Origin of the sequence: Bifidobacterium merycicum DSM 6492 (genome assembly GCF_900129045.1) — a bacterium.
GTDB lineage: Bacteria > Actinomycetota > Actinomycetes > Actinomycetales > Bifidobacteriaceae > Bifidobacterium > Bifidobacterium merycicum.
Window position 1 is genome coordinate 278823 of sequence record NZ_FQTX01000003.1, and the last position, 24505, is coordinate 303327.

21 protein-coding genes and 2 pseudogenes are annotated in these 24505 nt (G+C 59.4%); 6 read left to right on the forward strand and 17 right to left on the reverse strand.

Annotated features, from left to right (window positions below):
• Nucleotides 1-386: 386 nt before the first annotated feature.
• The 7 genes from BUB29_RS06425 to BUB29_RS06455 form a co-directional block, all read right to left on the reverse strand.
• A complete protein-coding gene (locus BUB29_RS06425) occupies nt 387-941 on the reverse strand; it encodes an FMN-binding protein (protein ID WP_033522599.1) in 555 nt (184 codons plus the stop codon).
• A 91-nt stretch (nt 942-1032) separates the two neighbouring features.
• Complete coding sequence (locus BUB29_RS06430) at nt 1033-1833, reverse strand: ABC transporter ATP-binding protein (protein WP_033522598.1); 801 nt, start codon at nt 1831-1833, stop codon at nt 1033-1035.
• 99 nt (nt 1834-1932) lie between these two features.
• The gene (locus BUB29_RS06435) at nt 1933-3180 is read right to left on the reverse strand and encodes an ABC transporter permease (protein ID WP_033522790.1); all 1248 of its coding nucleotides are present in this window, start codon (nt 3178-3180) and stop codon (nt 1933-1935) included.
• An 88-nt stretch (nt 3181-3268) separates the two neighbouring features.
• Nucleotides 3269-4600: an ABC transporter permease gene (locus BUB29_RS06440; RefSeq protein WP_033522597.1), complete on the reverse strand. Its 1332-nt coding sequence runs from the start codon at nt 4598-4600 to the stop codon at nt 3269-3271.
• A 13-nt stretch (nt 4601-4613) separates the two neighbouring features.
• Nucleotides 4614-5885: a DUF2318 domain-containing protein gene (locus BUB29_RS06445; RefSeq protein ID WP_033522595.1), complete on the reverse strand. Its 1272-nt coding sequence runs from the start codon at nt 5883-5885 to the stop codon at nt 4614-4616.
• 351 nt (nt 5886-6236) lie between these two features.
• The gene (locus BUB29_RS06450; RefSeq protein ID WP_033522591.1) at nt 6237-6875 is read right to left on the reverse strand and encodes an iron transporter; all 639 of its coding nucleotides are present in this window, start codon (nt 6873-6875) and stop codon (nt 6237-6239) included.
• Nucleotides 6876-6937: 62 nt separating this feature from the next.
• Nucleotides 6938-8728, reverse strand: a complete 1791-nt coding sequence (locus BUB29_RS06455; protein ID WP_051915265.1) for an FTR1 family iron permease — start codon at nt 8726-8728, stop codon at nt 6938-6940.
• Between the two features lie 304 nt (nt 8729-9032).
• On the opposite strand from BUB29_RS06455, the gene BUB29_RS06460 reads away from it, so the two are divergent.
• The gene (locus tag BUB29_RS06460; RefSeq protein ID WP_033522589.1) at nt 9033-10493 is read left to right on the forward strand and encodes a cation:proton antiporter; all 1461 of its coding nucleotides are present in this window, start codon (nt 9033-9035) and stop codon (nt 10491-10493) included.
• 113 nt (nt 10494-10606) lie between these two features.
• A complete protein-coding gene (locus BUB29_RS10230; protein WP_267895165.1) occupies nt 10607-10741 on the forward strand; it encodes a hypothetical protein in 135 nt (44 codons plus the stop codon).
• A gap of 20 nt (nt 10742-10761) precedes the next feature.
• On the opposite strand, the gene BUB29_RS06470 is transcribed toward BUB29_RS10230, so the two are convergent.
• Entirely contained in the window at nt 10762-11250 is a 489-nt protein-coding gene (locus BUB29_RS06470) for a hypothetical protein (RefSeq protein ID WP_033522788.1), read from the reverse strand.
• 542 nt (nt 11251-11792) lie between these two features.
• Here BUB29_RS06470 and BUB29_RS06475 point away from each other — a divergent pair.
• On the forward strand, nt 11793-13274 hold the full coding sequence (locus BUB29_RS06475) for an amino acid permease (protein WP_033522585.1): 1482 nt from the start codon (nt 11793-11795) through the stop codon (nt 13272-13274).
• A 268-nt stretch (nt 13275-13542) separates the two neighbouring features.
• On the opposite strand, the pseudogene BUB29_RS06480 reads toward BUB29_RS06475, so the two are convergent.
• Nucleotides 13543-13743 (reverse strand): annotated as a pseudogene (locus tag BUB29_RS06480) (AGE family epimerase/isomerase); the annotation flags it as partial.
• Here BUB29_RS06480 and BUB29_RS06485 point away from each other — a divergent pair.
• Nucleotides 13702-14193, forward strand: coding sequence for a YesL family protein (locus tag BUB29_RS06485; RefSeq protein ID WP_234945704.1), 492 nt, complete (start codon nt 13702-13704; stop codon nt 14191-14193). The pseudogene BUB29_RS06480 and the gene BUB29_RS06485 overlap by 42 nt on opposite strands.
• A 462-nt stretch (nt 14194-14655) precedes the next feature.
• Here BUB29_RS06485 and BUB29_RS06490 read toward each other — a convergent pair.
• The 8 genes and pseudogenes from BUB29_RS06490 to BUB29_RS06525 all read right to left on the reverse strand — a co-directional run.
• Nucleotides 14656-15945, reverse strand: a pseudogene (locus tag BUB29_RS06490) (MFS transporter); the annotation flags it as partial.
• A gap of 101 nt (nt 15946-16046) precedes the next feature.
• A complete protein-coding gene (locus tag BUB29_RS06495) occupies nt 16047-16799 on the reverse strand; it encodes an amino acid ABC transporter ATP-binding protein (RefSeq protein ID WP_033522583.1) in 753 nt (250 codons plus the stop codon).
• A gap of 23 nt (nt 16800-16822) precedes the next feature.
• Nucleotides 16823-17791 carry an NAD(P)-dependent oxidoreductase gene (locus BUB29_RS06500; protein ID WP_033522581.1) on the reverse strand — a complete coding sequence of 323 codons (969 nt, stop codon included), beginning with the start codon at nt 17789-17791 and terminating at the stop codon, nt 16823-16825.
• A gap of 73 nt (nt 17792-17864) precedes the next feature.
• Nucleotides 17865-19160, reverse strand: a complete 1296-nt coding sequence (locus BUB29_RS06505) for an aminotransferase-like domain-containing protein (RefSeq protein ID WP_073117605.1) — start codon at nt 19158-19160, stop codon at nt 17865-17867.
• A 121-nt stretch (nt 19161-19281) separates the two neighbouring features.
• Complete coding sequence (locus tag BUB29_RS06510) at nt 19282-20028, reverse strand: amino acid ABC transporter ATP-binding protein (RefSeq protein WP_033522579.1); 747 nt, start codon at nt 20026-20028, stop codon at nt 19282-19284.
• Nucleotides 20025-20735 carry an amino acid ABC transporter permease gene (locus BUB29_RS06515; protein WP_033522577.1) on the reverse strand — a complete coding sequence of 237 codons (711 nt, stop codon included), beginning with the start codon at nt 20733-20735 and terminating at the stop codon, nt 20025-20027. The genes BUB29_RS06510 and BUB29_RS06515 overlap by 4 nt, the downstream gene beginning before the upstream one ends.
• Before the next feature lie 13 nt (nt 20736-20748).
• A complete protein-coding gene (locus BUB29_RS06520; RefSeq protein ID WP_033522574.1) occupies nt 20749-21588 on the reverse strand; it encodes a transporter substrate-binding domain-containing protein in 840 nt (279 codons plus the stop codon).
• Between the two features lie 205 nt (nt 21589-21793).
• Nucleotides 21794-22609 (reverse strand): amino acid ABC transporter permease, encoded by an 816-nt coding sequence (locus BUB29_RS06525; RefSeq protein ID WP_051915256.1) that lies wholly within the window; start codon nt 22607-22609, stop codon nt 21794-21796.
• An 84-nt stretch (nt 22610-22693) separates the two neighbouring features.
• Between BUB29_RS06525 and BUB29_RS09720 the strand changes: the two genes are divergently transcribed.
• Both BUB29_RS09720 and BUB29_RS06535 read left to right on the forward strand, forming a co-directional pair.
• Nucleotides 22694-23020, forward strand: a complete 327-nt coding sequence (locus tag BUB29_RS09720; RefSeq protein ID WP_143155168.1) for a hypothetical protein — start codon at nt 22694-22696, stop codon at nt 23018-23020.
• Between the two features lie 67 nt (nt 23021-23087).
• Nucleotides 23088-24101 carry a ribose-phosphate diphosphokinase gene (locus BUB29_RS06535; protein WP_033522570.1) on the forward strand — a complete coding sequence of 338 codons (1014 nt, stop codon included), beginning with the start codon at nt 23088-23090 and terminating at the stop codon, nt 24099-24101.
• Nucleotides 24102-24505 lie beyond the last annotated feature (404 nt).

Here is a 24505-nt window from a genome sequence, read left to right on the forward strand (position 1 = left end):
CGACCAGCAGGCCAGGATGATGAGCAGGTATGGCAGGAATCGGGTGCGTAGGGAGGTGCGTAGGGAAGTGCGTAGGGAAGTGCGCAGAGTGATGCGCGGTGATGCCGGGGGCGGAGGTTGACCGGGTGGCCGTCCGCGTATCGGCCGGTTCGCTTACCGGTTCAATTACCGGTTCGCCTGTCCGTTCGACCTTCAAACCGGTCGATGATTCCATTACCTGTGTCGCATTGCGTTCAACCACGATTCCCAGTGTAGAAATGCACAACACGGGCACAAATGTCTAAAACCGATGTGCACCGAATCTCCCAACGGCACCCGCGCGAACCGACCCGCATACCCCGCATAATCCGCCCGATTCGCACATCCCGTGCGACCGGCGCCCGCCCCTACTGGATGGACGCCTCCTGCCGCGCCACTTCGAGGGCCTTGTTGAAGGCCTCGCTGGTCCAGCTGGCCCCAGCGACCTTGTCGACCTTCAGCCCCTTGAGCGGTTTGCCGTCCACCACGCCGTTGATCGCGTTGGCGAATTCGGTCTGATGCTTCTTGGAGATCGACGTGAAGGGGTGGCCCACGATGTCCACCTTCTCGACGCTCCCCTGTTTCACGGTGAGTTTCACGTCGATGGTGTCTTCGCCGATCGGACCGTACTGGCCGTTGATCTTGTACGTGCCATCGGCGTAGTTGCCAGTGTCCTTCTTCTCGGAAGTCGTGGAATCCGAATCGTCGGCATGGTTCTTGACGGTGCCGTCGGACGAATCGGAACCGCTGCTCCCCTGCTGCGACTTCTGCGACTGCTGTTCCTGCGATTGTTCGCTTTCACCGGAGTTGCCGGCGTATTCGTCGTTCATGGGCGTGGCCTTGGGCTCGCCGCACGCGGACAGCAGCGCCAAGCCCGCCGCGGTCAACGCAACGACTTTCACCGCATCCTGTTTGCTGGGCATGTTCTTCCTTTCATCCTGTCTGCTCATATCGTCTGCTCATATCGTTTTCCGTATATCGTTTTCCACACCCAACCGGCCCGGCAACCGCCAGTCAGTCCTCGGAACCGCCGGTTTTGGCGGATTTGGTCGGATCGACGAAGTCGATGGCGGTGTCGCCGCGCTGCGCACCCTCGGCGGTTGACCCGGTGAAGGCCGGCTTGCCACCCGCGGCCTCATAGGCCTTGAGCGCCACCTCATCATTCCACTTCTCCCCCACCAACACACCATGGTTGAGCATGATCTCACGCTGTGCGCAACTGGCGACCAGTGCGTCATGCGTGACCACGATGATCGTCGTACCCTGCTCGTGCAGCTGGCGGAACAGGTCGAGCACGATCTTCTCGTTCTTCTCATCCAGGTTGCCGGTAGGTTCGTCGGCGAGGATGATCTTCGGGCAGTTGATCAGGGCGCGGGCGATGCACACGCGCTGCTGCTCGCCGCCGGACAGCTGGCTCGGCAGGTGGTGTGCGCGATCCTTCAATCCCACGCGTTCCAACGCTTCCAGCGCCTGCTTCTCGTCGACCACGGAATGGTAGTACTGTGCCACCATAACGTTCTCCACGGCGGTCAGATGCGGCACCAGGTAGAACTTCTGGAACACCAGGCCGATCATGTTCTTGCGCACGTCGGCCAGCTGCTTGGCGTTGAGGTCCTCCAGTTTGCGCCCCTCAAGCTTCACGGAACCCTTGGAAGGGGTGTCCATACAGCCGATCATGTTCATCAGCGTGGTTTTGCCGGAGCCGGAGGAGCCGACGATGGCGAGCCACTGGCCTTGCGGCACGGTGAGGTTGAGGTCGTCCACGGCGTGCAGTTCGCCGTAGATCTTGCAGATGTGGTCAAGTTCGAGCAGCATGGGCATTCCTTTCCACTTGCTGGTTCGTATTCGGATGTCAAAACGGGTTTCAGGGATGGGGATCGAAATCGGATGTCAAGGATTCCGCGCTGCGGTCGTTCACTCCTCGCGCAGCACGACGGCCGGGTCGATGCGCGTGGCGCGGCGGACCGGCGAGACGGAGGCGAGGACGGCGATCAGCACGCTGAGCATGAGCGACGCCACGCCGAGCAGCCAGTTGAAGCCGATAGCACGGTCGAACACCGTCTGGCACAGCACACGCGCCAATAGGTAGCCGAGCGCCGTGCCGAGCAGGCCACCGACCAGGCCGTAGATCGCGGATTCCACGTAGAACTCGGTGCCGATGGCCCGTGCGGACGCGCCGAGCGCCTTGCGCAAACCGATCTCGTTGCGTCGCTGCGAAACGATCGAGCTGATTGTGGTGCCCACGCCGACCAAGGTCAGTACCAGCACCACCAGCGACACGATCCAGAACAGGGTTTGCAGCATGGTGATGATGCGCGTATCGGATGAGGTGATCTTGGTGACGGTCTGCGCTTTCACGTCGGTATTCGGATTGGCGTTCAAGGATTTCACGATGGCGTCGAGGTCGGAACCGACCGCGTTGACCGAATATTCGATGACATCCGCGCCGCGCGTGGAACCGGCGAGGCGGGCGACGTCGCCGTTGATCGCGTACACGATCTCGTCCTCGTTGCCGCCGGTGTCGACGATGCCGGCCACACGGAATTCAGTGCCGCTGGTTTCCATGATGTCGGAGGACACACGGCCATCGTGCGTAGCGTCGCTTTCATTCTGGCCGAACGCGCCTGCGGAACTTGCGGAACCACCGTTGTCGGAGACTCGGTAGCCGATGGTGATGCGCGAGCCGATCTTCACGCCGAGCGCGTCGGCCACGTCACGCCCCAGCATCACATTGCCCTTGCATGGCCAGTTGCCGGTCACGCTCCAATGGCGGTTCAGCGCCTTCACATCGGCGGTGTTGATGCCGGCCAGCGTGTAAGGCGCGGAGTTGATACGCACGCTCTCATAGCGGTATGCGGCGGATTTCGCGCTGTGTTCGCCACCCACCAACGCGTCGATGTTCTTGGCTGTGGCGTCGTCGATACCGTCGGATTTCATACCGGACGTACCGGAGACACCGGAATCGCTGGGCGTGACGATGAGATTCGCGCCGTACGCGCGCATTTCCTCGTTCATCTGCTGCGGTACCGCGATGCACACCGCGGCAAGACAGAACAGGGTCGCGGCGCCGACGAGCACGGCGATCACGGCCATGATCGCACGGGAACGTCGGCGGAACACCGCGCCCCACAGCATGGTGGCGAACATCCTCCGGTTCGTCATCGGCTTGGATTTGCCGAACTTACTGGATTTGCCAGCACCGGCCATACCGGCAGTACCGGCAGCACCAGAATCATTACGGGATGTACGATCAGCGGCCATGAAGCACCTCCGCAGGCTTCAGATTCAGAATCGAACGAATGGACGAGAAGGACGCCAGCAAAACGGTGACCGCAAGCAGCACGAACACCAGCACGAACACCATCGGCCGCATCGTAATGCCCGAACCGAACACCACATGCCCCACAATCTGCGCCATACCGGATCCGAGCAGCGCACCGACCACGGCACCGATCAGCGAAATCACCGCGGTTTCGGCCAACATAAGCCGCGACACCGCGCCATCCGTCGCGCCGATGGCCTTGAGCAGGGCAAGTTCCGCGCCGCGCTCGCCGATGGCCGAGGCCATCAGGTTCGCCACGGCGATGGCGGCCGCAATCAGCGACAACGCTGTCATCAGCACCATCACCGCCTGCGTCTTCTGCAACACGTCACCCTGCAATGCGGCCACCTGACGCACCTGCTTGGCAACGCCCCCCGGAATCACCTCTTCAATCTGGTACGCGATCGAGCTCGGGTACGCGGTGCAATACCAAGTTTCCCATTCGTCCTGGGTCAACGCGGCCGGATTCTTGGAAGCTTTGCGCGCGAGATCGTTATCAGGTGTGGTGAGCGCCTTGACTTCGATCTTGTCGACGGCGTCCGGCAGCCCGGCGAGGCTCTGCGCCTTGGAAGAGGGGATGTACATGGCGTTGTCGTCGGAGTCGCCGGACTTGTAAATGCCGGTGATGCGGATCTTCTGCTGGGAGCGTCCGGACGCGGTGGTTTTGCCCAGCGTGACGGTGTCGCCGACGTTCACGCCCAGTTTGGAGGCGAGCGTTGTGCCGACAAGCCCCTGCGCGGTGTCGTCCTTGGGCCAGGAGCCGTTGAGCTTCCACCATGAGCGCATGCCGTTCATGCCGGCCACGGTGGATTCTCCGGAATCCATATGCAGCGTTTTGGCGAACCATGTGCCCACAATCGGCACGTTCGCGGCCTTGCAACTGCCAGCCGACGTGCCGGAGCAGCCGACATCCGCATGGATGTTGAGTTCCGGGGCGAAATTCGTAATGTTGAACGCCCAGAAGATCGTCTTGATCTTGGGCGCATCCGATTCCTTGAGGAATGCGGTCGGATCGGTGGCGTCGGATTGTGTGGAATCACCGGTGTTGTACAGGTCGTTCACCACGGCGTCGGCTTTGGGCTGCACCACGATGTTCGAACCGTAGGTGGAAAGTTCGGCGTTGAGCTTGTCGCCCACGTCGAACACCACGCCAAGCATGGCGACGCTCACCGCCGCGGACAGGCAGACGGTGACCGCGATCAGCAGTCGGCGTTTGAACTGCCTGCTGAACGAACGCGCGATCATTCGTATGAAGAACATGCTGGCTCCTCACTCACTGGAAGTGCGCCGACAGGGCGTCGAGTACGGAAGTCTGGATGATGATTTTGCCGGGCTTGACCTGGTAGTCGAAGGGGATGGGGTTGCAGCCGCCTTTGAAGCCGATGGTGGCGAGGTTGATGGCGACATCGCATTTCTTGCAGATGATCTTGCCATCCTTCTCGTAATAACCCGCGTCGCCGCAGTTCTCGCAGGCGTCAAGACCGATGCCGTACGCGCCGCCGTTCTTCTTGATGATGATGAAGCGCATGACGGTACCGTCCTTGGCCTTGTACTGGAAGCGATGCAAATGGCCGTCCGACACCTGGTCGAAGGTGATGGTGGCCACGCCGTCCTTGAGCGCATACTGTTCGGGCGGCGAGAGCGTGACGACTTTCTGTGTTTGCGCGACACCGTAGGTGAGGGCGACGGTCACGCCGATGATGGCGACGAGACTCCATGCACCGGCGGCTTTCGCACGACGACCGAACGCCACATGCGCGCGCACGACGGCTTCGTTATCACCAGTTGTGGCGGTGGTGAAGCCTTTGACGATGGAGGCGATGGCAGGGATGAGGAAAACCATCGGCATGGCGATGGCCATGGCCCGCTGATGGTTGATGCACCAGACGAGCAGGAGGAACATGTCGCTCGGGAAGCTGACGATGCGCTTGGATTGCAGGATCTGAGCGAGATCGGTGAAATGCACGGCGAACAGAAGCACGACCTGCAGGAGCGCGGCGAGAATGAACGACCAGTGCGGCGTGGTGGATCGCATGGTGCGGAAAATCAGGGCGGTCACGATGGCGGTGGCCGCACCCAGAAGGAAGCCGAGGGCGCGTAGCAGCATGTCGGAAGTGAAGACGGGATCGCCCGGTTCCACGAAGATTGTGAGTTTGAGAATCACGTCGGGCAGGGCGCGGAACGTGGTGGCCGCGATGGCGAGCGCCGCGATGAGGTTGGCGATGTCAAGCCTGCGTGGATGCTCATGCCGGTTGCGGGTGATCGTACGTGCGCACAGGATGATGATGAACGCCGCGATGTCGAGGATGACGCAGCACCATAATGTCGGATAGTTGATGAACGTGCGTTGATTGATCACGGCCGTGGCACGCAGGGACGCGAAGACGACGGCTCCCGCGAAGCCTACGATGAAGCCGATCAATCGCCAGTATCGGCTTATCGGCTTGTCTCGCCCTTCGCCCACGGTGAGCGTCACGTTCAACGCCATGATCAGCAACGCCGGCGCCAATGTCCCTTGGAGCACCGTCACATACTGCAGCAGCATTTCAGCCCTTTCCTATTGCGCCGTTCCGCGCGTTTCCTTTCCTTACCGAACAACAATCAACCAGCAGCCAACCCGTCCGCTCTGGTATGGCCGGGAATCGTACCTGCGGCCGACACGCTCCGGGCCGCTCTGGCCAAGTCTTTACGGTCGGCCACAGGCACGATTCCCTAGTCTCGCCAGCGCTCCAAAGACCCCTGTATACCAACGCCCCAGAGAACGCCGCAAGCGGTTTCCGCATACGTTGCCCGACCGTAAGCTTGGCCGAACGGCCTTGAGTGTGTCGGGCAACGTATGCGGAAACCGCGGGGGAGGTAACTTCTAATCAGAGGAGCGGCAGGTATACGTCTTCACTCACCATTCCTGTGGCGTGTAGTTCCAATCCGGGAAGGTGACTTCCAGCGGCTCGGTCCAGAAGCGTCCGGTCACACCGGTTTCGGGATCAACGTGGAGCATCCAGCCCTTCTTTTCGGGGGATTCGATCTTGAGCACAAGCTTGTAGGCACCGGCCTTGTCGAGCTTGACGTTGGCACCGTAGTGCGGGCCGTCGGAGGCGTTCATCTGCATGAAGGTGCCGGAGCCGACGGACTCGTTGGTGGACTTGTCGATGATGTCGTAGTTGACGGTGAGGTCCGGCACGAAGTCGCCCTTACCATAGCCAAGCTTGGTGCCCTTCTGGTTGGCGTGGATGTCGGCTTCAAGGTGGAAGCTGGCGTCGGCGGCTTTCAGGCCCATGCCGGAGGGTTCCATGTCGATGGGCTGGAAGTATACGGCGTTGACGGTCAGCGGGCCGACTTCCTGGTCGGAGTGTTTTTCGTCGACCTGGATTTCTTCGAAGCCTTTGGAGTCGTTCTTGGCATCGGTGGTTTTGGAGGACGTGTCGCTCTTGGTGGATGCGGTCTTGTTGTCGGAGCTGCCGCAGGCGGACATGGACATGGCCATGGAGCCGGCCAGCAGAATGCCGAGTAGGGCGGCGATCTTCTTGTTCTTCATTGGTTCTCTTTCTTGGTTGGTTGTTGTTGAGTAAAGGAAAATCTGGTGTGGGGTGCCGGCGTTCAGTTCTGGACACTGGTGGTGCTGGTGGCGGTGCCGCTGGCGTCGGCGGCAGTGGCGGCGCTGCGTAGGCGGCGCTTGCGGGCGAAGCCGATGGCGAACAGCGCGATGACCGCGATTGCGGCGATCGCTTGTGCCGCGAGGCATTCGACGTACGGGTACAGGCCGATCCAATCGTTGGTGGGCACGGTGCTCAGGTAGTGGCCTTCGATGAGGTCGCCTTCGATGAGCGCATGGGTGCCGCCGCCTGCGAACACGACGACCAGTACGGCCATCAGGACGGAGGTGATGAGGAAGAACGGTTCGATGGGGATCTTCACGGAGGTGAAGCGCAGGATGAGGAAGATGGCGATCAGCACTGCTGCGGCGGCGAGTCCGCCGATCCACATGCCGTGCGCGTCCTGGCTCATCGAGTAAATGGATTCGTAGAAGACCACGGTTTCGGCGCCTTCACGGAAGACGGCGAGGAAGCTGAGCATGGCGAGCGAGACGACCATGCCGAATCCGACACGTTCGCCCGCGTCGACTCTGTTGGCCGCGTTGGCGACCGCGGTTTCGGTTTTGTCGCGGATGTAACGGTTCCATGCTTCCACGGAGCTCTTGTTGAGCATCCAGTTGCTGGTCCATAGCAGCATAAGCATGGCGATGAGCGCACACACGCCTTCGGAGATTTCCTGGATTGGTCCGGAACCACCGAAAAGGAAGGTGAAGAGCACGGCGATCAGGCCGGAGCCGGCGAGACCGACGAGCACGCCGAGATAGATCCACTTGGTGAAGCGCTTGTTGCCAGATTTCACAAGGTAGGCGATGACGGCGGCTACGACGAGCAGCGCTTCGAGGCCTTCTCGGATGAGTACGAGGAACGCTTGGCCGATGGAGCTGGTGATGAACTTGGCGAAGCCGTTCACGCCGTCGGCGGCACCGCCGTCGAGGGTGGCGGCGTCTTCGATAAGCCAGCTTTTGAGATCATCGACGAGCGTTTTGATTCCCTTCTGGGAGCCGCCGTCGCGCATGGTTTTGCGCGTCATTTTGAACTGGTATTCGACTTGTGAGACGCGATCGCCGGAGATGGCGTTCATCACGTTCTTTTCGAAGCCGAGTTTTTCGTAGTACTGGTAGTAGGCGTTGTTGACAAGGCTGGAGCCTTCGTCGCCTTTGCCGGAGATGGCGGCCTTGTATGCCTTGTCGAGAATGACGTTCATTTCCTTGGCGACATCGCTCCAGGTGCGGTCGCCTTTGCCTTTGGAGGAGTTCTTTTTGACGGCGTCGAGCTGTTGGCGTTCTTTGGTGGTTTGCGCGTCGCGCTGTTTGGCGTAGTCGCGCGGGTTGGCGAGGCTGCTGTTCGCGTCGAGGGTTTGCGCGGTGGCGGCGATGTCGTTGGAGAGCGCGTCGACTTTGCCGGCGATCGTGTCGGCGTTGTTCTGCTGGTAGGCGAGGGTTTCGAGGTCGGTGAATTCCTGGAGGAGGGCTTTCTGCTTGTCTTCGCCGATAGTGTTGTTGACGACTGTGGAGAAGTTGGAGGCGTCGTAGTTCATCCAACGTGCGTTCTGGAAGTCGGTGGCGGCCTGATAAGTGTTGCCGGAACGGTAGTCGCTTTCGCCTTGGGCAAGCTGCTTGTTGATGTCTTCGGCAACGGCGCTCCAGGTAGCGTAATCAGCATAACTGCTGCTGGCAGCGAATGCGGCTGAGGTGGTGGAGCCGAATGCGAATACGGTGGCGAGCGTGACGAGCGTCGCCATGATGATGGCGGCGATCCGGCCGATCATGCGACCTGTGGCATTGCCGGCATCCATGGCTTGGGCGTGCCGCTCGTTCACGACGCGAGATGGCATGAGACCTGTTCCTCTCTTTCGGCTTTGCTTTCGATGCGCCTGCATTGCCGTACGCATGTCGCGCACCGAAGGACAATGTAAAACGGAAGTTTTGGGAACAACAGTCTTGATTTTTGGAACGTTTTGCTGTAGACACCAGCAAAACGGCGGAATTTCGCCACTTATTTTTCCATCCCTCCGGGCGTGTCGTCTCACATGCTGAGCTTGCGCCGGGTTTTCCGCCCTTGCCGGCGCTCCGATTCGCATGGCTGACTAGGCTGGGGGCATGACTCATGATCTTGTCTCGTTGACCGTCATCATGGCGGTGGCGGTGATTTGCCCGATTGTCGCACAGCTGATTCCGGGCAGATTCATTCCGCAAACCGTGCTGTTGTTGGCTGCGGGTGCGGCGCTCGGCCCGTATGGGTGCAATGTGATCCGGACCACCGATGCCGTGGAATTGCTCAGCGAGCTTGGCTTGGCGTTCCTGTTTCTGCTGGCTGGGTATGAGATCGATCCGAAACGGCTTTCGGGGCATCAGGGCAAGGTTGGTTTGGCCACGTGGGCGGTGAGTTTGGGAATCGCATGGCTGGCCATCACGCTTATCCCGTTCTTTTCGTCGCGCGATCTGAACAGCATTGCCGTCATCATCGCATTGACCACCACTGCGCTCGGTACGCTGATGCCGATTCTTAAGGAGCGCCATCTTGATGGCACGCCGGTCGGCGACGCGATTATCTCCTACGGTACGTGGGGCGAATTGGGGCCTATTCTCGCCATGGCCGCACTGCTGTCAACCAGGACCGGCTGGCAGACGCTGCTGGTGTTGGGCGTGTTCGGCGCGATCTGCGTGGTCTGTGCCCGGATTCCAGCGAAAGCTCGTAAGGCCGGTCATCGCGCGTATCGGTTCCTGACGGAGAATGCGAACACCTCATCGCAGACGATGATGCGCATGACCGTATTCCTGCTGGTGTTCCTGGTGACGGTGTCGGCGCTATTCAAACTTGACGTGGTGTTGGGTGCGTTCGCGGCGGGCTTCATTCTGCGCTATATCATCCCGGACGGCATGGAATCATTGGAGACGAAGCTGAACGGCGTGGGGTATGGTTTTCTGATTCCCGTGTTCTTCGTGGTTTCGGGCGCTGCCATCGATGTGCGTGCCGTGGCGGGCGAACCGGGGCTGCTGGTCACCTTCATCGTGATGCTCATGCTGATCCGCGCGGTGCCGGTGTTCGTCGCCATGTCGCTCGATAAGCGGTCCACGCCGATATCGTCGCATCATCGTGTGACCGTGGCCTTGTATTGCACAACCGCACTGCCGATCATCGTGGCTGTGACCTCGCTGGCCGTCAAGGCCGGCACCATGCAGCAGGCTACCGCGTCCACTTTGGTCGCGGCCGGCGCGATTACCGTGTTCCTTATGCCACTGCTCGGTTCGCTCACCTATCAGGTCGCGGACGTGCACCCGGTGACCGCCGTGCAGGAGATTCTGCGCACACCTTCCGACTGGCAGCACATCATGCATGATCATGCCGAGATCCATGAACTGCTGCGTCATCGGAGCCTGATCGATGAGCTGGCCGAGAAAGCCAAGAACGCGGCTTCGGATGGTTCGGGGGATGCGGCGGAACGATTCGCTTTGGCGCGTAAGGCCCGGCACGAGCTCGATCGCCGTTTGGAGGAGCTCGGTCTCGACCCGAAGTCAGTGCACGACCTGCCGCGCGATTACCGGCTACCGAAGAACTGACGTTTTGCAGTGCGGCGTCGAATGCATTGTCGGCCAACGGTTCCGGCCAGTCATGCACGCGGCGTGACGCGCGTTCCGCCGCCGCAGCCAATTCCCGCAAGGAACGATATCGCATGAACACCGGGAACCCGCGGACGCTGATTGCGGCCACGATCAGCGCCCGCGACGCGCCGCAGCATGATCTGCTGTCGCTTCGCCGCCTGACGGGCACGTATTACAGAGGAGATATCGGCTGCCGTTTCGCATGACGGTACGATATCCTGTGCGCTCATTGCTTCACGAATTTTCCGACCAGACGCTCAAGTTCCCTGATACGCAACGCCTGGCGTGCGATCAGCAGGTCACGCTCGCTAATCGCGAGCTGTGTGTTCGCCGCTTCGGCCAATCCGGCCTTCGCACCTTGCGGCTCCGGCTTGCCCGCCGTATCGTTCCCGCCCGACGCGGACGAGTTCTCCTGCAACGACATCAACAGGGCGTTATCAGATTCGGACAACTGGGCACCGGTCATGTGCTCGATGCCATGCCAACGCTGCTTCCACCGCGCGATGCAACGTTCGATGCGCTTGTACCCAATGAGTTCGGGGTCAAGCCCTGCCTCACGGAAAATGGCAACGGGCGATTCTCCAGCTTCGTACCGGCACATGCATTCGGCACGGAACCAATCCTCGTATTTGATGCGTGTGGCACTGACGTTCTTCACAGCAGACAAGCTGGATAGATACGCTTGCTCCTTGATAGTGAATTTACCGTTCCTCATCTCGATCTCCTCACCGATTACCGCAACCATCCGCGAAAACAACTACGACCGCCCTTCTTGCCGACGCCCCTACGATTCTCATGCGAACTCCTTACAGGTCATCCTTATGGCGTGACCTCTTATTGGCTTTTCTCTCATCTCCCCCATCGCCGCTCCATTCCGACTTTCCCTTGTCGTCGGAGCGGTAATCACAGCTGGGAATATTTTGCGCATATAACGGCGATTCATGCAATTCCGCACACCCGTTGTACACAGCACGCACACATCGCGTAAGCGTGAAACCCGCCATATGATAGGCGGCGTTTCAAATGTTGCAACCGTTGCCGTTACCAAGATTTCATACTCTCACAGCGAACATCCGCAAGCTCCGTTCCGCCCCCGCATACGGCGGACATACACCCCATTCGCGCCCGCCGAACAGCATGTCCACCGAATAGCATGCGATACGCCCAAGGAAACCGGCATGGATTACAATCGTTGGCAACGCGCGGGCCATTCCCTATCGCCCGCACGTTCCCAGTATGAGAGAGGGAAGATATTCCATGAGCGAAACCAACGCCACGCATGCACCGCGCGAAACCGACGACGTGCCGGTGCCCGCGACACTGCGCAAATCCCTGAAAAACCGTCATATCCAGCTGATCGCCCTGGGTGGTGCCATCGGAACCGGCCTGTTCTACGGTTCCAGCGAATCGATTGCGCTGGCCGGACCTTCCATCCTGCTGGCTTACCTGATCGGCGGCCTGGTCATCTTCATGATTGTGCGCGCCCTGAGCGAAATGGCCGTCGAAGACCCGAAGGCCGGCGCATTCAGCTACTATGCGACGCGCTACTGGTCGAAACGAGCCGGATTCATCTCCGGTTGGAACTACTGGTTCAACTATGTGCTTGTGGCCATGGTGGAGCTCGCCGTGGTCGGATCCTTCGTGAACTACTGGTTCCCGAACATTCCGAAATGGGTGTCCGCCGCCGTGTTCCTGGTGGTGATCGCCGCGCTGAACCTGATGGGCGTGAGCAAGTTCGGCGAATTCGAATTCTGGTTCGCCATCATCAAAATCGTCGCCGTGATCGCCATGATCCTGGGCGGCCTGTATGTGATCATCGCCAACGTTCCCACCGCGTCCGGCATTCGCGCAAGCTTCGCGAACTGGTTCACCATCGACGGCGGATTCATGCCGCACGGCCTGATGTCCCATAATACGGACGGCACGTGGACGGGCCTGCTCATGGCACTGGTCGTGGTCATGTTCAGCTTCGGCGGCACCGAACTCATCGGCATCACCGCGGGCGAAACGGAGAATCCGCGCGTCACGATCCCGAAAGCCACCAACGGCATCATCTGGCGTATCCTCGTGTTCTACATTCTCGCGCTCGGCGTGATCATGGCCGTAGTGCCGTGGAACAAGATCGACGGCAACTCCAGCCCGTTCGTGCAGATCTTCGACTCCGTGGGCGTGCATGCGGCCGCGGGCATTCTGAACTTCGTGTGCCTGACCGCCGTGATGAGCGTGTACAACTCCGGCCTGTACGCAAACTCGCGCATGCTGTATTCACTGGCCAAACAGGGCAACGCCCCGGCGTATCTGGGTAAGCTGACCCGCCGTGGCGTGCCGGCCGCGGGCGTGATCACCTCCGCGATCATCATCGCCATCGCCGTGGTGGTCGTGTTCGCGTGGCCCGAGTTCGCGTTCAACTATCTGATGTCGATCGCCACGATTGCGGCGGCGATCAACTGGACGATGATCATGATCACCGAAATCCACTTCCGCCGCGTGGTGGCCGCCGGCAACGGCCCAGCCGAGCTCAAGGGGTTGAAGAGCAAGGAGGCGCTCGACAAGATCGCGTTCAAGCTGCCGTTCGCGCGCGTGATGCCGTATATCGTGATCGCGTTCATGGCGCTGGTCGTGGTGCTGATGTGCTTCTCCGCAAGCTACCGCATCGCCGTGGTCGCCGGCGTGATCTGGCTTATCGTGCTGTTCGCAGCCTACGAGCTGCAGAAGCGGTTCTCGCATCAGGCGGCGTGACATGCGGCGCATGGCGCGCAGATGTCGCATGAGCTGGCTGCATCTAGTCGCGCAGCGAACCTCGTAGATTCGCCGCATAGATCAGCCGCATAGATTATGGGCCGTTGGCTTCCCAAACGTTGGAAGCCAACGGCCCATTGCCATGGCCTATTACGCACGGCCATAGGTGTTACGGGCGGCCCGCAGGGAGAAAGGAGGAAGAAAAACCTTGCAGGCAGGCCCGTTTCGGTGACGACGGAATCAGTCCAGTTGCCTCAGCACAGTTACCTCAGCCCTGTTTCTTGGCTGCTGGGGCGATGGACAGGCTCGGGTCGCGCAGCGGAATCATCATGGACTGCGTGGCATGGTACAGGTCGGACTTGCCCGGCCACACGGTGCCGATCGGCTGATTGGTGCGATCGAGCTGATGGAACCATGATCCGTTGACGTGATCCATCACCGTGCTGTCCGCATACTCAAGGAAGGCCGCGACAACGGCATCTTCCGCGGCTTCCGGAAAGCGTTCAAGCGTCGCTTCGGCACCACCATGGCATTGACGGCGATCATCGCCTGCGTATGGGCGCTGGCCGCATTTGACCTGTGGTTCCTTTCACGGCAGTCCGGCAACACCGTATCCGTGGTATACGGCATCACCGTGGCGGTGTTCGCGATCCTCGGCATCGCACTGGCATTCGTGCTGCCGTTGACCGGCCGCAGCAAGCTCAGCATGGTCGAACAGATCAAGCAGTCGGCACGCCTGGCCGTCCTGAAACCGATGGTCGCCATCGCCGTGTTTGTGCTGGATATTCTGTCGATCGCACTGCTGGCCACCGTACCGGGCACGATCATGTGGGTACCGCTGCTGTGGGCGATGCTCGGCGTGGGCGTTTCCGCATGGCTGCAGATGCGCATGATCCGCAAAGCCTTCGCGTTGGAGTAGTTCGCCACGTCGGCAGACTGCCCCAAACCACCGACACTCAGTCCACCCTCACCGTCAGCAGTCTGGGCTGGCCTGGGACGTATTCGACACACTCAAGGCCGTTCGACCAAGCCTACGGTCTCATACGTCCCACGCCAGCCCACCCTCCCCAAACCACCGACGGTGAAACACCCCTCAGTATCGATAGATTGCGAAACCCCCAAACCACCGACGCTCACACACACCTCACCGTCGGCGGATTAGGGGAACGCCCGCGTTCGGCTACGCTGGCGCGGCCTGTCGTGACCATATGCGGACGGCATCCGGAGACGGCCACGCCAGAAGACACGCAGGCGTGGCCAGATGCGGATGAGACCCAGCGACGGCTACGCCGATCACCATTCGCCTGCGACTACGGGCACGGCAGCGTAGCAAAACCACACGAAACCTGTCGCACGTCGGCAACGTGCGACAGGCGCCCCGCTATCGCGTAGCAGACCGGGCGCTCATGCGCACGAACCACGCATACAGCACGATGCCGCACGCGGCACACGCACCACAGATCATGAACATCATCCGGAACCCGCATAGGCTTGCCACATATCCCCATAGCATCGCGCCGCCGCCATACGCCACATCGCCCGAAGCGGAGAAGAACGCCGTAACCCTGCCCCGCTGCCCCGGCTCAATGCCTTGCAGCACCAGCGTGTTCATCATGGGTTGCAGATTCGCCTGCCCCGCGCCATACAACAGCGCGGCCAACAGCAATACCGCCAGGTTGTTTGCATGGGCGATCAGAAAGAACGGCACAACGACCATCACCAGACTGACCGCGATGATCACCGGCTGCGGGAATCGGATCAGCTGCGGGGAAATCACCAAGCGCACCACCACAGTGGACAGCGATGCGACCACGAAATATGTGCCGACATTGGCGATATGCAATTCGACCGCGTATTGCGCGATGAAGGCAGTGACCCCGGCGGCCGCGCAGAACACGACGAACATGATCGCGCTGGGCACCACCACACTCGGCCGAAGCAGCAACGCCAACGAACCAGCGCCGCGTTGCTTTGCATCGCCGTCCGCTCCGGATGCCCCAACCGTCCCGGTCGCTTTCGCCGGATACTGGCATACATCACCACTCCCACGCACCGAAGCGACATTCAGCAACAGGCTCAGCAGCAGCGAGATCGCGGTCAACGCCACGCCGACCACGAACAGCGCGTCATAGCCGAACCGTTCCACAACCGCCAGACCGATCATCGGTCCGATGGCGCTCGGCACCACCTGCGCCAAGCTGAAATAGCCCAGCCCAACCTGCAAGCGGCGCGGCGGAATCAGATCGGCGGCAATGGTCGAAGTGGCGGTGGTCTGCATGCCGTTGCCGATACCTTGCAGAAAACGCAGGCAGAACAGAATCATCAGCGTACGGAACACGTTCAGCAACGTAAAATCGACGACCAGAATACCTAGGCCGATCAATAGCATGATGCGACGGCCGTATTTGTCGATCATCACACCTGTGGGGAATCGGAAGATCAGTGCGGAAATGCCGAGGACACCGACGATTGCGCCGGATTCGGCGGTTGACCCACCCAACGATTCCACATACAGGGGCAACGTTCCCATCTGCGTGGTGATGGCGGTGGATGCGAGCGCCGCAATCACTATCAGCAGGATGAAGTCACGGGCCCACAGTCGCTCGCTTTCGCCCTTGCACGCCCACGTCACCTGCGTTGCCGTGCTTTCCCTCGCCTCTGCCATAACCGCCTCCTTGTGCTTGCATCCTTTTGCCGTTCATCTGCCAGGCATGCCTGTCAACGTCCACGCGAATCAGCAATGCCCGGCAACACCCGGCAACGCCGGCACGCCTAAGGGCAGGCGATGTCGAAATTCCCAAGAAAATCGCAGGTTCGTTCATGCTTCGGATGGTCGAACACTTCGGCGGGTGTGCCGTCTTCCACCACTACGCCGTCCGCCATGAAGACGACCCTGTCCGCCACTTCGCGTGCGAACTGCATCTCGTGAGTCACCACGATCATGGTCTGGCCACTATCGGCCACCTGGCGCATCACGGCCAGTACGTCACCAACGAGCTCGGGGTCGAGCGCCGAAGTCGGTTCGTCGAACAGCAGCAGGTCGGGCGATAACGCCATTGCGCGGGCGATACCCACACGCTGCTGCTGGCCGCCCGACAGCTGCGACGGGTAGTAGCCGGCGCGTTCCAGCATGCCCACACGTTCCAGCATGTCGGTGGCGATATCACACGCCTTCGTTTTCGACATCTTGCGCGGCCCTGTCAGGCCTTCCATCACGTTCTGCAGTACGGTCATATGCTGGAACAGCTCGTAGGTCTGGAACACCATGGCCGTGTGCATGGCCACTTCCCTGCGGGTGTTGCTGCCGATATGACCGAAGTCGCAGCGTATCTTCTCCCCCAGCGCGTAGGTGCCCTCATCCGGCTGTTCCAGCAGGTTCAGGCATCGTAGGAACGTGGTTTTGCCTGAGCCGCTGGGCCCGATGATGCACACCACTTCCCCCTTGTCTACGGCCAGCGACACTCCTTTGAGAATCTCGTTGTTGCCAAAACGCTTTGTGAGTCCTTCGACCTGTACCTGCAGCATGATGCTCTCCTTTCACATGCGCGTCACATCACCAGATTGTTCGATGTTCCATTGAGAATGACGTTTCTTGCGTTGTCCAACGCGGTTTGTGCGATTTCGTCCACTGCGCGCTGCGTGTAGTAGGCGATATGCGGGGTGACGATGACGTTGGGGTATTCCGATAGTTCCTTGTAGTACGGGTTCGTGGACCAGCCACACGACATGTATTGTTCTTCGTCTTCCAGTGTGTCGAGTGCCGCACCACCGACATGGCCGCTTTTCAACGCGTCGACCAGCGCTTCCGTATCGACGATTCCACCTCGCGCGGTGTTGACCAAGCAACTGTTCGGCTTCATGGAGGCGAATGCGGCGGCGTCGAACATGTGCTCGGTTTGCGGCGTCAACGGCACGTGAATGGAAATCACATCCGAACGTTCCAGCAGTTCCTGGAATCCCACGTATTCCACACGACCGACCAAGCGCGCGTTTTCACTGAAACTGTAGGCGATCACATGCCCGCCAAGAGCCAGCACGCCTTCGGCGACCACGGTGCCGATACGCCCGGTACCGATGATGCCTACGGTCACGTCGGCGAGTTCGCGCCCGATCATGGCTCGGCTCTCGTCGGTGTCTTTTTCCACTGCCGGAATGCCGCGCAACAGTTCAAGAATCGACATCAGGGCGAAATGCCCTACCGAAGTCGGGCTGTATGCCGGAACGTTCGTCACATGGAACCCGTATTTTTCCGCCCATTCGCGGTTCAGCCCGTCGATGCCCGTGGCGGTGATCGACAGCTGCCTGATGCCGTAGTCATGCAAGGTGCGATACATCGATTCGCTGTCCTTCATGCCATTGCTCAGGTATGTGCAGATGCCGTCGTAGTCTCGGGCGAGTTCGATATTGTCTTCGGTCAGCCCCTCATGCACGCAGGTGACCGGGGTATCGTGTTGCTTGGCCCAGCGTTCGATGGCTGGTTCGGCCATGGGATTGGCGCCAAAATAGATCAGTTTCATCACAAGTTCCTTCCCTTATGCTTCCGTCTGGTTGATTGCGGGTTGTCGGCGAATACGGCTGCACGCCGTGCGGCTACTGTACGATCGCCGTGGCCGCCGGTTCGAGCCGTGCGGAGGCGAGGCTGAGCTCCTTGTAGTTTTCCGGGTCGAAAGCACCATCCGTGTCGGCACCAATGCGGCTTTCTTCAAGCACTTCGCCGATTATCGCAATGCCTTCGGCAATCTCGCTCAACGACGGTCGGGTGAAGTTCAGACGGAAGTCATGCTCGTAGCCTTCCCCGGTCACGCTCATGATGTCGCCGGGAATCACCGCCACATGGCGTGCGGACAGCAGATCGTAGAACCGTTCGGGGTCGATGTCGTCCGCCATATGGCATCCGATGAAATAGCCGCCGGTCGGACGAATGTAGCGCAGAGTGGTCGAAGGAATCTTGTCCAACGCGTCGATCATCGCCTTGGCCTTGCCGCGATACAGCTTCTTAAGGTATTCCACGTGGCTTTGGAAGTCGTAATTCTCGATGAATTCGGCGAGCAGTACCTGCCAGTAGTAGTTCGAATGGGAGTCGACTACCTGCTTGGCCACGATGAGTTTGCGCATCAGCTCGCCGGAGGCCATAACGAATCCGAGTCGGGTGCTTGGGGCGAGCACCTTGGAGAACGAGCCGGAGTAGATGACTCTGCCATCCGTATCCATGGACTTGATCTTCGCAATCGGCTCGCCGGTGTACAGCAATTCGCCGTATGGGTCGTCTTCGAAGATCAGCACATCGTACTTCTGCGCGATCTCGTACAAGGCCTTGCGTTTGTCCAACGACATCGACGTGCCGAGCGGATTCTGGAACGTCGGGATCACGTAGATCATCTTCACGTTCGGCGTGGTCTGCAGAATATGTTCCAAGGCGTCCAGATCCATGGATTCCTGATCGAGATCCATCGGCACCGGCAGAGCGGTCACGCCGTAGCTTTGCACCGCTTTGACAGCACCGGAAAAGGTCTGATCCTCGCACAGCACCACGTCGCCTTCGTTGCACAGCACCTTGACCGCAAGATCCATGCCCTGCGTGGAACCGGAGACGATCATCACATCGTCATCGGATTCGATGCCGCTGTATTGCGCCAAGCGCTTCTTGATGAGCTCGCGCAACGGGGCGTAGCCTTCGGTGGGCGAATACTGCAGGAACGTGTCGGGCGGGTATTCGTCGTACATTTTGGCGGAGATCGTGCGCAGCGTGTCCATGGGGAACGCGTCGGTGGAGGGGTAGCCGTAGGCAAAGGAGATCACTTCTCCCTTATCGTTGACTTTTTTCGCGTTGTCACGCAGTTTCGAGGAGGTGAGGTGTGCCACACGGTTGGCGAATGAGTATTGCATAATGCCGCTTCTTTCCATGTTCGGGCGGATTCGGTTAGACGGATCCGTTGATACGAATGTGTTCGGTTTGGTTCATACGGGTTCGGGCCATCAGGTTGCCCAACTGCCTCAGCGGATGAATTCAGGCCGAAAGCTGGCTGGTGAATCTGGAGAGGAAATCCCTGGTGCGTTGTTCTTTGGGGTGTTCGAATATTTCCTGTGGCGTGCCTTGCTCAAGCACCACGCCTTTGTCCATGAACACCACACGGTCGGCGATTTCGTAGGCGAATTTCATCTCGTGGGTCACCAGAATCATGGTTGCGCCATCGTTCGCGATTGTGCGCAGCAGTTCGAGCACCTGGCCGACCAGTTCCGGATCGAGTGCCGAGGTCGGCTCGTCGAACAGCGTGATCTTCGGATCCAGGGCAAGCGCCCTGGCGATGCCGATACGCTGCTGCTGGCCGCCTGACAGTTGGCTTGGGTAGAAGTCCTTGCGTTCGGCGAGACCGACCTTGTCGACCAGTTCGCCAGCGAGCGCATACGCTTCTTCCTTGGTTTTCTTACCGGTGGCGATGGCCGGCATGGCCACGTTTTCCAACGCGGTTTTGTTGTTGAACAGCGCATAGTTCTGGAACACCATGGCCGTTTGGCGCTGGTAGGCGATGATGTCGCGCTTCTTGGCGGTTTTCGCGTCGATATGCGTGCCGTTCAGGTCGATGGTGCCTTCGTCTGCGTGTTCCAGGAAGTTCAGACATCGCAGGAATGTGGTTTTGCCCGAGCCGCTGGAGCCGAGGATGACGATCACTTCGCCGTCGTTCACGTCCATGTCGACTCCGTTGAGCACCTGTTGCTTGCCGAAGCGTTTGCGGATTCCACGAATCTTCATCATTGTGCCGCCCTCCCCAATCTGCTGGTGAGTCTGTGTTCTACGAGTCCTGTGCCTTTTTCGATGCAGACGACCACTACCCAGTAGATGAGTGCTACGCCCACGTAGGCTTCCAAGAACGAGTAGCTTTGCTGCCCGGAAATGGTTGCTGCGGAGAAGATGTCGACCACGCCGACCATGGAGCATAATGCCGAGGCTTTGATCAGGTTGATCAGTAGATTGCCCAATACCGGCAAGGCTACGGGAACGGCTTCCGGCAAAAGCACTCTGCGAATGGTCTGACCGCGGGTCATGCCGATGGATTGCGCCGCATCGAGTTGACCTTTGCGGATGGAGGCGAATGCGCCTCGGAAGATTTCGCTGGCGTTGACGATTGCCATAATGCCCAGGCCTACGATGGCGATCCAGATGGTGTTGACGTTCTTGAATCGGATGGACCAGTGCAGTGATTGCGCGATCGGGTCGAAGGCGGTGGAGCAGAACAGGTACATGGCCAGCAGGATCAGCACGATCGGAATGCCTTTGAACAGGGTGACGATGGCTTGAAGCACCGGGGCGATCACCTTGGCCTGGTAGTAGCGAAGCAGCGCGATGGCCAGGCCGAACACTATGCCGATGGCGAGCGCGACAAGCGGAATCAGCAGTGTGATACCGAGATAGTGGATGGAATACAGAATGGATTTGACCATCGCATCAATGTTGAACTGCATGATGTCACCTCGCTCAGTCCTCCGGCACGTAGTCGGCGCCGTAATACTGTTCGGACAGCTTCTTGAAGGTGCCGTCCTTCTTCAGGTCTGCCATGGCCTTGTTGACCCGGTCGATCAGGTTCTTGTCGTCGGACTTGTTGAACAGGATGTATGAGGATGACTTGTTGACGGCCTTGTCGCTGCCTTTGAGCCCCTTGTGGAAGGCGTTGTTCCACAGGTCAAGCGAATACTGCGGGGCGAGCGTGGCATCGTAGGATCCGGATGTCAGGCCCTGCACGATCTGCTCGTTGCTGTAGGTGCCGTATACGAGCTTGAAAGCATCAGGGTGCTCCTTCAGGTAGCTTTCGGCCATAGCCGCCTGGTTGGTGGCGGTGGTGACGTATATCTTCTTGCCTTTCAGCTCGTCAAAGCTCTGGTAGACCTTGCCGTTGGAGGGGTCGGAGATGATCAGCGTATCCCACTTGGTCAGCCCCACCGTGCCGTAGGTGAACTTGGCTTTGCGTTCGGCGTTGTTTTCGTATTCGTATGTGGCGATCTGCGCTTTGCCGCTGCTCAGGTTGGAGAGCGTGGTGGGGAAGTCGCTGCCCTCGAACGTGAACTTGTAGTATTTGGAAAGTTTCTGCTCCACGGCCTTCATGATGGCGATGTCGTAGCCGTCGAATTCGCCATCCTCGTTCATCGAGCAGAACGGCTTGCCGTCGTTGCCGGTGGCGATGGTGATTTCCTGCTGGCTGCCGCTGGCCGGGTCCGATCCTGAGGCGGAGGAGCTGCCGCCGCATGCGCTCAGCGATCCGAGCGAGAATACGGTGACGAGGATGGCTGCGGACATGGTGGTGAAACGTGTGGTCTTCATGATGTTCTCCTTGTTCTCTGATGCTTGTCTTCTTGGTTTTCCCTATAGGCTTTTGCCGATTGCGTTGCGCCATTCGCCCTGGTGCATTCGCTGTGTTCGGGGCGTATCTGGGGCGTTGAGGGCGCGTTCGCCCAGGCCCTGCGACGGCCTGAAGGCATAAGGGCAGTGCGATTGGAGGAATGCGGTGATTACCGGTTTGCCGAAATTAGCGTGATTCGCCGTGTACAACGACGCTGGCCGTGGCCGGAACCGGCTGGGCGATGGCAGGCACGGAAGCCTTGCTCTTAAAACGGATAAGCTGCGGCATACGAAGCTTCGGCAGGGTGATGGTGTGCTTTGCAGTAAAGCTCATCTGCGCCTCGATCGCCGCAAAGATGCGCTCCAGGATGAAGCTGAGCACAATGAACAGCAACGCGGCTCCCGTATATGCCTCCATGGTGTGGAAGGTGTATGCGCCGAGCGCTTTGGCACGACCCACCACATCCACCACGCCAATAGTGAATGCCAGCGAGGTGTCTTGCAGTAGAGCGATTGTCGTAGTGCCGAATGATGGCATGGCTATGCGAATCATCTGCGGCATGATCACTTTGCCGTAGGTCTGTGCTTTGGTCAAGCCACAGGCCGCGCACGCATCGAATTGATGCCGGGGAATGCTTTCAATGGAAGCCCTGATGGTTTCCGACTGGAATGCGGCGGTGTTCAGACCGTATGCAATATAGATGAAAAACACTTTATTCCATTGGGAAATATCCAATGAAAAAAGCGATTTAAGAAGAATAGGGACTCCGTAATACACAATATAAAGCTGAACAAGAATCGGAGTTCCACGAACGAAAGAAACAAAAACCGCACAGATTTGACTTAAGACAACGGTTTTTTCAATTCTGATGAAGGCGATGAGGCTTCCGAGAATCAAACCTGCAATCGTTGCAATTCCAACGATTGCTAAGGTTACTGGAAGTACCGCTATGAGTTTTGGAAGATATTTTCCTACTAAAGACCAATTAAAATAGTCGGACATCGGATGTTCTCCTTCCACTGCTACAGACAGGCGGTCTGACGCATTTGATCAAGGCGAGTACGCGAAGATCGTTTTTTTCGTGATGTGCAGAAAGCAATTTCCCAATCCTTTCAGAAGAATGAGATGTGGATTGATGAAGAAGTTGGTTTTAAACCTAAGGATAAAAAATTTCGCATAACCATCAATAAAGTTACGAAAAAGAATCGCATTTGCCTTCGCGATAACATAACCGTAACGATTCAGGCGTCCCATTCATGCGGTCGCATCCACGTCATTTCGACACATCATTTCGACACGTCACTTCAACACGTCAAGACGGCAATCACCGCACGCGGCACCGTCAATCCCCGTTCGCTCCCCGCCCCCGCATCGGGACGACAGGCACTTGACAAACCGACCGGCCCCGCATGACATGGCTACGGGTACACTGGTGAAGGCTATTTCTTGCTCGTAGAACACAAAGGACGGCAGCACAATAATGTCAACGATTCTTGAGGGCACTCCGGATAAACGTATGGCGCTGGTCACAGGCCGCGCATACCCCGAACTGGCCAAGGAGGTCGCAGACTGCCTGGGCACCCAGGTATTGGAAACCACGGCATACGATTTCGCGAACGGCGAGATGTACGTCCGCTACACCGAACCGGTTCGCGGCGCCGACGTATTCGTGTTGCAGTGCCATTACGGCGACATCAACAAGTGGATCATGGAACAGCTCATCATGGTGGATGCGCTGAAGCGTGCGTCCGCCCGCACCATCACCGTGGTTGCGCCGTTCATGGGCTACTCCCGCCAAGACAAGAAGCATCAGGGCCGCGAGCCCATCACCGCCCGTCTCGTCTACGACCTGTTCCGCACCGCCGGCGCAAGCCGCATCATGACCGTCGACCTGCACGCCGCGCAGGAACAGGGCTTCTTCGACGCCCCGGTCGACCATCTGACCGCCACCCCCGTGCTCATCGACTACGTGCGCAACCATCTGCCGCTGGCGAATACGACCATCGTCTCCCCCGACGCGGGCCGTATCAAGGTGTCCGAACAGTGGGCCGCCAAGCTCGGCGGGCTCCCGCTGGCGTTCATCCACAAGACCCGCGACACCACGCGCCCGAACCATGCCGTGGCGCATGGCATCATCGGCGAGGTTGAAGGCCGCGACTGCGTGGTGGTGGACGATATGATCGACACCGCTGGCACGATCTGCGAAGCGGTTCGCACGCTGAGGAACGCCGGTGCGAGAAGCGTGACGCTCGTCGCGACGCACGGTCTGCTGTCAGGCCCTGCCGTTGAACGCCTGCGTGATTGCGGCGCACGTGAGATCGTGCTGATGGACACCGTTCCGGTTCCCGAAGAGAAGCGACTGCCGAATATGACCGTGCTGTCCGTCGCGCCGCTGCTGGCGGCCGGAATCCGTTCCGTGTTCGAAGAGGGTTCCGTGGCGACGCTGCTGGAGGGTCTGCCGGAGGATATGCGCCCGCGCAATATTTACGCCTGATTACCTCTTGGGTTTCGCGTGAATGGCCGGGTGGTGTAGGACAGCCAGCCCCTCTCAACCCTTGCTGAGCGTAGACAGATGGAGATGACTTCCCCGTTTGCCTACGCTCATTTGTTCTCAGCGCAGCCGAGCGGAGAAGCCACACCCGAACAACCACGCCCAGCGGCCCCAGCGGAGACAGATGGAGACAGCACCACCACATGCCTACGCTCAGAACCCCTCAGCGCAGCCAAACGGAGAAACCATCGCCAGATCACTACACTGAGAGCCCGCCAGCGGAGACACGCGGAGAAACCATACCCGAATAACCACGCTGAGCGGCCCCCAGCGTAGACAGATGGAGATGACTTCCCCGTTTGCCTACGCTGGGGGCCGCTCAGTGTTGTCAGACCCGCCAAAACCTA